Origin of the sequence: Actinotignum sanguinis (assembly GCF_030230305.1) — a bacterium.
GTDB lineage: Bacteria > Actinomycetota > Actinomycetes > Actinomycetales > Actinomycetaceae > Actinotignum > Actinotignum sanguinis.
Genome location: NZ_JASPCQ010000011.1, coordinates 1 through 12,428 on the forward strand (window position 1 = coordinate 1; position 12,428 = coordinate 12,428).

At 63.4% G+C, this 12,428-nt stretch carries 9 protein-coding genes; 3 read left to right on the plus strand and 6 right to left on the minus strand.

Going from position 1 to position 12,428, the window contains the following annotated elements:
* Positions 1–127: 127 nt before the first annotated feature.
* Genes QP828_RS06625 through gatC form a run of 4 tightly spaced genes read right to left on the minus strand, consistent with a single transcriptional unit; the run spans position 128 to position 4,775 of the window.
* Positions 128–1,393, minus strand: coding sequence for an NAD(P)-dependent malic enzyme (locus QP828_RS06625; RefSeq protein ID WP_284891374.1), 1,266 nt, complete (start codon positions 1,391–1,393; stop codon positions 128–130).
* A gap of 52 nt (positions 1,394–1,445) precedes the next feature.
* Positions 1,446–2,945, minus strand: a complete 1,500-nt coding sequence (gatB, locus tag QP828_RS06630; protein WP_274735500.1) for an Asp-tRNA(Asn)/Glu-tRNA(Gln) amidotransferase subunit GatB — start codon at positions 2,943–2,945, stop codon at positions 1,446–1,448.
* A 3-nt stretch (positions 2,946–2,948) separates the two neighbouring features.
* Positions 2,949–4,478 carry an Asp-tRNA(Asn)/Glu-tRNA(Gln) amidotransferase subunit GatA gene (gene gatA, locus QP828_RS06635; RefSeq protein ID WP_284891377.1) on the minus strand — a complete coding sequence of 510 codons (1,530 nt, stop codon included), beginning with the start codon at positions 4,476–4,478 and terminating at the stop codon, positions 2,949–2,951.
* Positions 4,479–4,775 (minus strand): Asp-tRNA(Asn)/Glu-tRNA(Gln) amidotransferase subunit GatC, encoded by a 297-nt coding sequence (gene gatC / locus QP828_RS06640; RefSeq protein WP_284891379.1) that lies wholly within the window; start codon positions 4,773–4,775, stop codon positions 4,479–4,481.
* A gap of 55 nt (positions 4,776–4,830) precedes the next feature.
* Here gatC and QP828_RS06645 point away from each other — a divergent pair, with 55 nt between their 5' ends.
* Entirely contained in the window at positions 4,831–6,072 is a 1,242-nt protein-coding gene (locus QP828_RS06645) for a phospholipase D-like domain-containing protein (protein ID WP_284891381.1), read from the plus strand.
* Between the two features lie 15 nt (positions 6,073–6,087).
* On the opposite strand, the gene ligA is transcribed toward QP828_RS06645, so the two are convergent.
* The gene (gene ligA, locus QP828_RS06650) at positions 6,088–8,616 is read right to left on the minus strand and encodes an NAD-dependent DNA ligase LigA (protein ID WP_284891383.1); all 2,529 of its coding nucleotides are present in this window, start codon (positions 8,614–8,616) and stop codon (positions 6,088–6,090) included.
* Between the two features lie 234 nt (positions 8,617–8,850).
* On the opposite strand from ligA, the gene QP828_RS06655 reads away from it, so the two are divergent.
* Positions 8,851–9,111 carry a WhiB family transcriptional regulator gene (locus QP828_RS06655; RefSeq protein WP_274735504.1) on the plus strand — a complete coding sequence of 87 codons (261 nt, stop codon included), beginning with the start codon at positions 8,851–8,853 and terminating at the stop codon, positions 9,109–9,111.
* A gap of 172 nt (positions 9,112–9,283) precedes the next feature.
* Here the strand turns inward: QP828_RS06655 and QP828_RS06660 are convergent, their stop codons facing one another.
* Positions 9,284–10,741, minus strand: a complete 1,458-nt coding sequence (locus QP828_RS06660) for a sensor histidine kinase (protein ID WP_274778601.1) — start codon at positions 10,739–10,741, stop codon at positions 9,284–9,286.
* A 150-nt stretch (positions 10,742–10,891) separates the two neighbouring features.
* On the opposite strand from QP828_RS06660, the gene QP828_RS06665 reads away from it, so the two are divergent.
* Positions 10,892–12,397: an amino acid permease gene (locus tag QP828_RS06665; protein WP_284891385.1), complete on the plus strand. Its 1,506-nt coding sequence runs from the start codon at positions 10,892–10,894 to the stop codon at positions 12,395–12,397.
* The last annotated feature ends 31 nt before the right edge of the window (positions 12,398–12,428 follow it).

Genomic DNA, 12,428 nt, shown 5'->3' on the forward strand with positions numbered 1-12,428 from the left:
AGCTTACAAGCCCACCACCCAAAACACAAACCACACCAACGAGACACCCACCACACCCCACCCAAACACCCCAAAAAACCAAACAAAACCAAAGAAAACTACGTCTCGATAGCCTCGATGGAGACTCCTAGGATTCCTCTACGCTTTCGCGAACAGCCTGCGCCACGGCCGCCGCCGCGCGCTCGTCAAAAGCGGAAACGATGATGTAATCCGGGTGAGCATCCTCCCCCACCAGATCAGCAAGGGCCTGCGCTGCGGCCAGCAGCATCGCGTCGCTAACTTCCGTGGCATGAGCATCGAGTAAACCGCGGAATATCCCCGGGAAAGCCAGCACGTTATTGATCTGGTTGGGGTAATCCGAACGGCCGGTTGCCACCACCGCGGCGTGCTCGCGCGCTATTTCGGGGGCAATTTCCGGGGTGGGATTGGCCAGGGCGAAAACGATGGCGTTATCAGCCATGGTGTCCAGAGCTGCGCCGTCGAGAATATTCGGGCCGGAAACGCCAATAAAAACATCCGCACCGCGCAGCGCCGCACGCACATCACCGTCGATCTGGCGGGGATTGGTGCGGACCGCAACCCAGGCGTGCCCCGGGTTGGTTTCGCGCCGGAACGGCCCGAGCGTTCCGGAGCGGTCCACGGCAACGATATCCCGCACCCCGTATTCGAGGAGCAAGCGGATAATCGCGGTGCCGGCGGCACCGATTCCGCATACCACGACGCGCGCGTCGGACGGCCGCTTCCCCACTACGCGTAGTGCCGTCATGAGGGCGGCCAGCACCACAACCGCGGTGCCGTGTTGATCGTCGTGGAAGACTGGGATATCAAGTTCCGCACGCAGGCGTTTCTCGATCTCGAAGCAGCGCGGGGCGGAGATATCTTCCAGATTGATACCGGCATACGCGGGCGCGATGGCTCGTACCGCAGCGATGATTTCCTCGGTATCCGTGGTAGCTAGGGGTACCGGCCAGGCGTCCACCCCGGCGAAACGCTTGAAAAGCGCGGCCTTGCCTTCCATCACGGGAAGAGAAGCGAGCGGCCCGATATCACCCAGGCCGAGCACCGCGGTTCCGTCTGTCACTACCGCCACGGTATTGGATTTCACCGTGTAGCGGCGGGCCAGTTCCGGTTCGGCGTGAATCGCTTCGCACACTCGCGCCACCCCGGGCGTATATACCCGAGCCAGGTCTTCCCGGTTGTTGATAGCGGCGGTCGCGTGAGTTTCGAGTTTTCCACCTTCGTGGGCCGCGAAAATCTCACGTTCGGAGGGCGGGGGCGCGAACTGCGCGGCTCCGTCAGTTCGTGCAGCACCGCCAGTGCGCGCGGCTCCGTTAGCTCGCGCGGCTCCGCCCGGTTCCGACAGTCCGTCCGTACCTGCTTGTGTTCGCGCCACCTGCGCCTCCTTCATGAGATATTTCGGGCCCATACCGGCATGCCGCCGGGTACTACTGCGCGCCGGCACGCTCCATAATGAGAGCGCGCACGGCACCGGCGTCGGCCTTACCGTGGGTCGCCTTCATCACGGCGCCGATAATTGCACCGGCGGCCTGCACTTTTCCACCGCGAATTTTTTCGACGACGTCGGGATTGGCAGCCAGTGCCTCATCCACGGCCTTCTCCAGGGCCCCGCTATCGGAAACGATCTCCAGATTGCGTGCCGCAACAACTTCCTCCGGGCTGCCTTCCCCGGCGAGGACTCCCGCCAGCGCCTGGCGCCCCAGTTTGTCATTGAGGCGCCCGCTCTGGATGAGTCCGTCCAGCTCGGCCACCGCGGCCGGAGTAATGGGCGCATCCTCGAGTTCGACGTCGTTATCCTTGGCGTAGCGGGCGATATCGCCCATCCACCACTTGCGGGCTCCGGCGGGCGTTGCCCCGGCCCGAACAGTGGCGTCTACCAGATCCACCGCGCCAGCGTTAATAAGATCGCGCAATTCCTCCGGGGAAAGCTCCCATTCCTCGGTGATGCGGGCGCGCTTGGCGGCCGGCAATTCGGGCAGCCCCGCACGCACCTTCTCCACGTAATCCGGAGTGCAGATCACCGGGACCAAATCCGGTTCGGGGAAGTAGCGGTAATCATCCGCGTCGGACTTCACGCGCCCGGCGATGGTGCCCTGGATTTCTTCCTTGTAATGGCGCGTTTCCTGGAGGATCGTGCCACCGGCAGCCAAGATCGCTGCCTGGCGGGAAATCTCGTAGCGAATGGTGTTTTCAATGCCGCGGAAGGAATTGACATTCTTCGTTTCGGTACGGGTACCGAAAGGAGCATCCGGGCTTTCCCGTAGGGAGACATTGACATCCGCGCGAATATTTCCGCGCTCCATCCGCCCCTCAGAAATGCCGAGCGCCCGCACCAGTTCACGGATCCCGCGCACATAGGCGCCGGCGATCTCTGGGGCGTTCTTCCCCACCCCGGTAGCCGGGTCGGAAACGATCTCAATGAGCGGCACGCCGGAACGGTTGTAATCCACCAGCGAGTAGCGCGCCCCCTGCAGGCGCCCATCCGCCCCACCCACGTGGGTGTTCTTCCCGGCGTCTTCTTCCAGATGCGCGTGTTCAATGGGGAAACGGTAGGGCGTGCCGTCCGCCAGCTCAATATCCAGATAGCCGCCCAGGATAATCGGCTGGGCGTTCTGGGTGATCTGGTAGGCCTTGGGCAGATCCGGGTAGAAGTAGTTCTTACGTTCGAAACGCGAGAGCTCGTTAATGCGGGAATTGAGGGCCAGGCCCAGCTTCACCGCGTATTCCACCGCCGCCTCATTGACCACCGGGAGCGAACCGGGAAGCCCGAGGGAAACCGGCTGCACATCGGTATTGGGTTCGGCCCCGAAAGCCACCGGGGCGGCGTCGAAAATCTTGGTTTGTGTGGACAGTTCGACGTGTACTTCCAACCCGATCACCGGGTCGAAACGCGCGACGGCGTCCTCGTAATTCATGAGTTCATCCATGCTTTATTCCTCCCAATCCCGCGCGGGGCAGGCAGCGGGGACGTTGTGTCCAAGCGCAGTATCGATGGCCGCGGCCACCCGGTACATGAGGGCATCGGCCCGGGCCGGGCTGAGAATCTGCAAGCCTACCGGGAGCCCTTCCGAAAGCCCGGCCGGCAGCGAAATACCCGGGATTCCAGCCAGGTTGGCGGGAATGGTGGCGATGTCGTTGAGGTACATGGCCAGCGGATCGTTCGTTTTCGAGCCGAAGGGGAAAGCCACCGTGGGCGACGTGGGTGAAACGATCACGTGACACCGGGAGAAAGCCTGCTCCAAGTCACGCTGCACCAGGGTGCGGACCCGCAGCGCCGCACCGTAGAACGCATCGAAGTTTCCGGCGGAGAGCACGTGGGTGCCCAAAATAATGCGCCGCTTGACTTCTTCACCGAAACCGGCCGCGCGGGTAGCGCGCATCACGGTTTCCGCGGTGACCGGCCCCTCTTCGGGTTCCACCCGCAGGCCGTAGCGCATCCCGTCAAAACGGGCCAGGTTGGAGGAGACTTCGGCGGGCATAATGAGATAGTAGGCGGCCAGCGAGTAGTGGAAACTGGGGCAGGAAAGCTCCACCGTTTCCGCGCCGAGTTCACGCATGCGCGCCACCGCGTTTTCGAAAGCTTCAAGCACGCCGGGCGCGTAGCCTTCCCCGTGCATTTCTTCCACGAGGCCCACCTTGAGGCCCGCGAGCGGCCGCTCCGGATCCGCGCCAGCGCCTTCCCAGCTCCCGGCTTCGCCGTGGCAGGCCGCCACGAGGCCGGCAGGAGTTTCGGGAAGGGAGGTGGAATCGTGGGGATCGTGCCCGCTGAGCAGCTCCTGGAGCAGCGCGGCGTCTTCCACGGTGCGGGTCACCGGCCCGATCTGGTCCAGCGAGGATGCCATAGCGATGAGGCCGAAGCGCGAAACCGCCCCGTAGGTGGGCTTGGCGCCCACCGTTCCGGTCACCGCGGCAGGCTGGCGGATCGAGCCGCCGGTATCAGAACCGAGGGCGAGCGGCACCATGAAGGCACCGACGGCCGCAGCGCTGCCGCCACCCGAACCACCCGGGATTCGATCCAGATCCCAGGGGTTGCGCGAGGGCCCGAAAGCGGAATGTTCCGTGGAGGAACCCATCGCGAATTCGTCCATATTGGTCTTGCCCACGATAGGGAGCCGGGCTTCTTTAATTTTTACGACGACGCTCGCATCGTACGGCGGGCACCACCCCTCCAAGATCTTCGACGCCGCGGTGGTGGGAATCCCGCGGGTGCAAATATTGTCCTTCACCGCGATAGGAATACCGGCCAGCGGGTGGAGCTCCTGGCCTTCCGCGCGGGCGGCATCCACCCCGCGGGCAACCTCCAGGGCACCTTCACGATCCACGTGGAGGAAAGCGTTGACCTTGGGATTGAGCGACTCAATGCGATCCAGGCAGGCGGTGGTGAGCTCCACGGAGGTGATCTCCCCCGCGCGCAGCAGCGCGGAGAGTTCCGCGGCGGATTTGAGCAACAAGCTATTCATTTATTCCTCCCCCATAATGCGCGGGACGAGGAATTTACCTTCTTCGGCGGCCGGAGCCGCGGCGAGGACTTCCTCACGATCAAGGGTTTCCCCCGGAACATCGGGGCGTTTGACATTGGCCAGCGGAAGCGGATTGTATGTAAAGGGAATATCCGGCGTAACAACTTCGGATACCGCCTTCACTGCATCCTCGATGACGGAAAGTTCACCGGCCATTTTTTCAGCCTCGGTATCCGTCAGGGCGATGCGGGACAGGTCCGCTAGGCGCGCTACCTCTTCCTTAGAAAATGACGACATGGCTCAAGTCTACGCGGTTGCACCGCGCGATGGCGCACCGTCTACAATTGGCGCTATGACTGAGTGGACTTCGCGCCGGGTGCTGCGCACGGCGGGTGTGCTCGCGGCCGCGGCGCCGCTGGCCGCCGCGGGCGCCGTCGTCGTTGTGGATGAAATGCGCAAACGCCGCACCCCACCGGTCAATTCGTATCCGCACCTACCCCCGCAAGCGGTGCAGGTCGGGCGCGACCACGCAATCTTGTATACCGGCGCCGCGGACGTGTACCGCGCTATGCTCGCCGATATTAATAATGCACGGGATCATATTTATTTCGAGTGGTTTATTGTCAAAGCGGATCATGTGGGGCACCGTTTCCGCGATGCGCTTATCGCTGCGGCCCACCGCGGGGTGCAGGTGCATGTACTGCTGGATACCTGGGGGAATCTCAACCAGCCGCCTTCTTTCCGGCACCCGCCGCGCATCGCGAACCTGCACTGGATGAATTTCCCGCTGGTGCGCACCGGTATTCTTACCGGGCGTTCGCGTGATAAGGGGCGTGATCACCGCAAGATCCTAACCGTGGACGGGCGCGTTGGCTACGTGGGTGGCTACAATATCGGCGGCCTGTACGTAACGGAATGGCGCGATACTCACCTGCGCGTGGAGGGCCCCTCGGTATGGGAACTGGACGTGGCTTTTGTGGATATGTGGAATGCGTACCGCAAACGCGATCATCCCACCTTGCGCCGTGCTCTCACCCACCATTGGGATTCACGCATGCGGGCGGTCACGAATTCCCCGGCGCATAATACTTATCCCATTTCTTCGCTGTATTTGGATGCGTTGGCACGCTCCTCGCAGCGGGCTTGGATCACCATGGGGTATTTCATTCCGGATGCGCCCATGCTTGATGCGCTGACCGATGCGGCCGAACGCGGGGTGGACGTGCGGATTCTCATCCCGCAGTACTCCAATCATATTTACACGGACTGGGTGGGGCGGCCGCATTACGAGCGGCTACTGCGCGCCGGAGTGCGCATTTTCCTCTACCAGGACGCCATGATTCACGCGAAAACCATGACCATGGATTCCACCTGGTCCACCGTGGGAACCGCAAATATTGACCGGCTGTCCCTGCGGGGGAATTTCGAAATTAATATGTCGATTCACGATGCCGGTTTCGCGGCTGTCATGGAGAAGATTTTTGAATTCGACCTGCGCAATGCCCGCGAGCTCACCCTGGAGGAATGGGATAAGCGCGGTGCGCTGGCGCGGGTAACAGAAAAGGTGATGGCTCCGCTGGCGCCGCTGCTGTAACGGCGCGGCGGGAAGCTATTCGTGCAGCTGGCCGGTGCGCAGCAGCTCGGTGAATTCGGCTTCGCTCAGCCGCGGAATACCCAGTTCTTCAGCCTTGGCTGCCTTCGATCCGGCATTCTCCCCCACCACCACCGCGGTAGTTTTCTTCGAGACCGAGCCGGCGGCCTTCCCGCCGTGCACGAGGATTGCCTCTTTGACCGAATCTCGGGTATAGCCTTCCAGGGATCCGGTGGCCACAATCGTCATTCCCGCCAGGGTTTGGGGAATCTGCTCGGCGGCCGCGGTGTCATCAGCGAAAAGCACCCCGGCAGCTTCCCATTGCTCAATAATCTCCAGGTGCCAGGGCACCTCGAACCATTCTTTAAAGGAGCGGGCAATAATATCCCCGACGCCATCCACCGCGGAAAGCTCCTCCACGGCAGCCGCGCGCAGTAGCGCCAGCTCCGGGAAAGCGGCCGCGAGCGCGCGGGCCGCGGTGGGGCCGACGTGGCGGATCGAGAGGGCCACGAGTTTGCGCCACAGTTCTTTCCCGCGGGCTTTCTCCAGTTCGGTGAGCATGGTGAGGAGGGCTTTGCCCGGTTCGCTCTCCTTGGTGATGACGCGCTGGCCGGCGCTGGTGCCCCAGGTGGGTTTGGTCCAGGCGGCGCGCACGTAGCGGTAGTCGCCGGTGGGTTGGCCGGCGCTGCGGATTTCTTTCCATACCCAGGTATCGGCCACATCCGTGGCTTGCACCGCGAAGAGTCCGGCTTCGCTGTGAAGTATCGGTTCTTGGGCTGCGGGAACGCCCAGGCTGCGGGCTGTTTCAGGCGGGATAATCACCTCGGAGTCGAGGATGGCGCCGTCGTCGTCCACAATTCCGAGTTCGCGTGCCACCTCGCGCGTGAGGCGCAGGGTTTTCTTGCGCCCGTCCGCACCTTCTATCTCGAGGCGGTGGCCGCTGGCGAGTGCGATAAGGGCTTCGCGGCGCCGGGCATCGGGGTTGGTGAGCCACAGCGCGGTTTCTTCTCCGAGGGCCTCCACGTCCAACGCTCCGCGCGAACCGATATGGACCACGCGTTCGGCCAGCTGGGCGGGGCAGGATTGCGCATTGGGGCAGCGCATATCCACATCGCCTTCCTGGGCGGGAGCGAGGGTGGCCCCGCAGGAAGGGCAAGCGCGGGGCATTACCCATTCGCGTTCGGTGCCGTCACGTTCCATGAGGACCGGGCCGACCACTTCGGGGATGACATCCCCGGCCTTGCGCACGATAACGACGTCGCCAATGCGCACGCCTTTGCGGGCCACTTCTTCGCGGTTGTGGAGGGTGGCCTGAGTGACAACCGAGCCGTCCACCAGGACCGGCTCCATAATGGCGTAGGGGGTGGCGCGCCCGGTGCGTCCCACATTGACCTGGATATCCAGAAGGGTGGTTTCTACTTCTTCGGGCGGGTATTTATAGGCGATGGCCCAGCGCGGGACGCGGGAGGTGTAGCCGAGCTCGGCCTGGCGCGCCCGGTCATTGACTTTGAGGACGGCGCCGTCGATACCGTGGAGGAGGTCGTGGCGGTGGGCGGCCAGATCCGCTACAAATGCCTCGATATCTTCCCAGGTAGAGACAAGTTTCGTATAGGGAGAAATGGGAAGGCCCCAGCCTGCGAAAGCTTCGTATACGCCAGCCTGGGTGGACAGCGCTTCCGCCAGGGAGTCCGGCACCCCCGCGAGGGCACCGATGCCGTGGGCGATGAAGGAGAGCGGGCGGGAGGCAGTGACGGCCGGGTCTTTTTGCCGCAGGGAGCCGGCTGCGGCGTTACGCGGGTTCGCGAATTCGCGGCAGGAGCGGATAATGCGATTGGCTTCGCGCACCGCTGCGGTATCCCCGGCCTGTTGCGCAGCCGCGCGCTCGCGTTCGGCCGCTGCGCGGCGCTCACGCTGGTCGGCGTTGAACCGGGCGAAGTCAGCGAGCGGGAAGAAAACTTCCCCGCGCACTTCCATGACCTCCGGGATATCGTTACCGTGCAGGCGCTGCGGAATGGCGGGGATGGTGGCGATATTGCGGGTGACATCTTCCCCGGTCACGCCGTCCCCACGCGTGGCGGCTACCGTCAGCGCGCCATTGTCATAGCGCAGGTTGATGGCGAGACCGTCGATTTTTGCTTCCGCGGTGACCGCGGTGCCGGCGCTGGGCGTTTCAAGAGCGGCACTGGGTACTTGCGGAGCGGCGCTAGCGGCCCCGGATTCTCCCGGGAGCGCGGCGTACCAGGCACGGAGATCTTCGAGAGAAAAAACGTCTTGGAGGGAGTACAGGCGTTCGCGGTGCGTGACCGGGGCGAAAGGCTGCGCCGCGGGCGCGGCTGCGTCCCCCACCGGCGCCCCGACGGCGCGGCTGGGGGAATCTGCCACCGCGAGCTCCGGGTAGCGCGCTTCCAGGTCACGCAGCTCGTGAATGAGGCGGTCGTAGTGATCATCCGTCATGAGCGGGTCCGCCCCGGAATGGTAGGCGATCTGCGCGCGAGTCAGCGTGGGGGCAATCTCATTCCAGCGGCGCCGGGCCTCATCAATGCTCATGCCCCTATTGTCCCTCACGGCGGGTTTAGCTCAAACCCGCAGCGCACGGCGGGCCGCCCATAGTCGTTTAAGCCTGGAATAACAAGAGAGAACTTCGAAAAGCGCGGGCCTTGAAATATCACACCGGTGGACTCTTTACCGCGGCGCTGCTCTTTGCCAAGATATATGGGTCTCACATGCAGCTATCCCGCAGGAGCGGGAATACCCCGCGAGTGGCGGGGAAAAGGAGGATTCATGGATTGGCGTTCGCATGCCGCGTGCCTGACGGAAGACCCGGAACTTTTCTTCCCGATTGGTAGTTCGGCCTCGGCCCTGGCCCAGACGGATCGGGCGAAGCGAGTATGCCAGGAATGTACCGTCCGTGAAGACTGCCTCAGCTACGCACTCGAACACAACCAGGATTCCGGCGTGTGGGGTGGCACCTCTGAAGATGAACGCCGCCGACTGCGCCGCCGCACCGCTCGCGCGCGGCGAGTGCGCGAACTTGCCTCCTAAGGCGAACCGCCCCGGAGTACCGCTAGGCTGAATCACAAGCCCCGCATGGCGAGGTTCCGCGAATCACTATCGCGAGACCTCGCCATTGTTTATCGGGAATCCGGGGCAACATTATCTCTTCTGACAGAGCCCCGTCGTCGTATTTAATCTTCCAGCGCGCCGGGAACGGAAACTATTTTTCATCCGTGGGCGGCAGCCCGGCCGTCACGTTAATAGTGAGCGTCACGGTGGTACCACCGCCGGGGCGGGCCTCCCATTTAATGGTGCCGTGCAATTCGCCTTCCACCATGGTGCGCACAATCCGAGTACCCAGGCCCTGCTTGACGCCGGTGGTGGGCACGCCCACGCCGTCGTCGCTCACCTGCACCGTGAGGACATCGCCCTCGCGCTCCGCACTCACCACAATATGCCCGCCGTGCGGCAGCCCGTGCTCCACCGCGTTGGAGACCAATTCGTTGAGGACAACTGCCAGGCGGGTGGCAGTATTCGCGTCCACCATTCCGAATTCGCCGCGCACCTCGGAGGAAACGCGCACATCCGTGGAGGCGATATCGGTAGCCATGGTGATAAGCGGGGTGAGGACTTCGGAAAAGTCCACGATTTCATCGACCGTTTGCGACAGGATTTGGTGGACGAGGGCAATGGTTTCCACGCGGCGCTGCGCCTCGGAAAGCACCTCGATGACTTTTTTGTCGTCCGCGCGGCGCGCCTGCATCCGCAACAGCGCGGAAACTGTCTGCAGATTGTTTTTCACGCGATGGTTAATTTCGCGGATCGTGGTGTCTTTGCTGACCAGTTCCAATTCGCGCCGGCGCAGCTCGCTAATATCGCGCGACAGCACGACGGCGCCCACGTGCTTGCCGTCCTTCCACAGCGGCACCGCCCGCAGGGAAAGAACCGCCCCGCGTAATTCCAGTTCCGTCATCCACGGGGCGCGCCCGAGCAGCACCACCGGCAGCGCATCATCCAGGCGGGTTTCCGCGTCAATACTTGAGGTAATTTGCTCGGCCAGCAGCTGGCCTTCGAACGTGGACCGGATCCCCAGCCGATGCAGATTAGATACCGCATTCGGGCTATTGAAAATCACCGCGCCATCAGCGTCGATATGGGTGAAACCGTCCGTGACGCGCGGCGCACCGTGGCGGAAACCGCTCGGGGTACCCTCCATCGGGAACAGACCCTGGGTGACCATATCGAGAAGCTGCTCTTCAATTTCCTCATAGGAAGAATGGCGCAGCACCGTTTCTTTGCGCGAGCGCTGGGAATACACCAGGGCGAGGACCGCGAAAGGATCCTCCCCCGCCCGGCGCACCGGATAACCTTCGTAACGCAGGCCGTGAATATAGACGGTGCCGCGCTGCCCGGTGGCAATAATCTCCCGGAATTTCTCCGAATCGGCCGGATCGAACGTCATATTGACCACGTCGTTATCCAGCGCGGTGGCATTGGTGGCCGGGCGGCAGGCCGCCGCGATAATAAAGCGTTCATCCTGGAGCGGGGTGACGAGCACGAGATCAGCGAAGGAGAAATCGGAGATTAACTGCCAGTCCCCCACCAGCTGATGCAACCATTCGCGTTGCGAAGCGGAGAGCGTTTGGGACCGTTCCAAGATATGACCGAGAGATGGCATACCCCTAAGAGTAGTCGCTCACGCGAGTACACTAGTAGTTCCGCGTTAGTTATATTCACGGCAGTGCGAGGGCCGGGCTGCGCCGGCGGTGGAGGCCGGGTGGGGCGGCGCCGCGCTGCGCCGTCGTTCTATCCACGAAGGGAAGCCCGCATGGCCGCACGCCACCATGCTTCGTCTCGCGCTCGCGCCACCGATCACCACACCGCGCTGGCGCGCAGTCTCACCTCCCCGCAAATCGCCATGATTGCCCTGTCCGGGGCGCTGGGAACCGGGCTGTTCCTCGGGGCGGGCGCCACGATTTCGCTGGCGGGGCCGGCCACGATTATTTCCTACGCGCTGGCCGGGTTGCTGGCGCTCTCGGTGGTGTGGGCGCTGGCGGAGATGGTCAGCGCGCATCCCGTTCCCGGCGGGCACGGCACCATTGCGGGGGCATACCTGGGGAATCTGGGGGCCTTTGTGACGCGCTGGAATCTGGCGGTCACCTATATCGTGGCGGTGGGCGCGGAGGTAACCGCGGGGGCGAAATATTTGCAGCATTGGCTGCCCCAGCTCAATAGCGCGGTGGGGACGGTGGCCTGTTCCCTCTTTATTGTGGGGCTGAATATGGCCACCGTGCGGCTCTACGGCACGGCCGAATACTGGTTCTCCATGATTAAAGTGGCGGCTATTTCGGTCTTTATTCTTCTTGGCCTCATTATTATTTTTGTGGGACTGCCGGCGAGCGAGCCGGTGGGACTGGTCAATCTCACCGAGCACGGCGGGTTTATGCCGCTGGGTGCCGGCTCGGTCTTTATCGCCGCGTGCATGGCCGTTTTTTCTTTCGGCGGTATCGAAACGGTATCCGTCACGGCCGCGGAATCCGGGAATCCCCGTTACGATATTCCGCGCGCGGCCCACACCATGATTTGGCGCCTGCTGCTCTTCTACGTGGGCGCGATTGCGGTGGTGGTGGCGATGCAGCCGTGGACGGTGACCGCCGAGCCGCTCCACGATATTTCGCAATCGCCTTTCGTGCACGCGCTGGACGCCGCGGCGATTCCGGCGGCCGGGCATATTATGAACGCGGTGCTGCTGGTGGCGGCGCTGAGCGCGGCGAACGGGTGCCTCTACACCTCCTCGCGGATGATTCACGCGCTGGCCACCGACCGCATGGCCCCCGCTTTCGCGGCGCGCACCACCCCGAAAGGCACCCCGCGCGGCGCGGTCATGCTCGCGATGGTGGGGATGGTGGTCGCCTGTATTTTGGCGCTCACGTCCCCGCAGGCCGGCTTCTCGTATTTGTACGGCTGCGCCACGGTGGGGACCCTGCTCACCTGGGCTTTAGTAATGGCCACCCATATTGCTTTTCGACGACGCCGCCAGCAACTGGGACTCGAGCTCCCCCCGGCTCGCCTCTGGGGCGCCCCGGTAACGAACCTGGCGGTCATGGCCGGCTGCCTGGCGATTTTCGTGGCGCTGTTCTGGCTCATGCCGGTAGCCTGGTATGCCGGGCTGCCCTACCTGGGTATCCTTCTTCTTATCTACGTTTTCCTGGACCGGGTGCGCGGGCTGCCCGCCCCGCGGGACCTGGCCGGGGAGGAAGCGGCACGGGAGCGGGAAGGCGCGGGCGGTGGGCAAACCGCGGGCGGCACGGCCGGCGGTGATTGGCTGCGTTGAAATTGCCTACCGGTTGCTGGTGTGAGAGCGA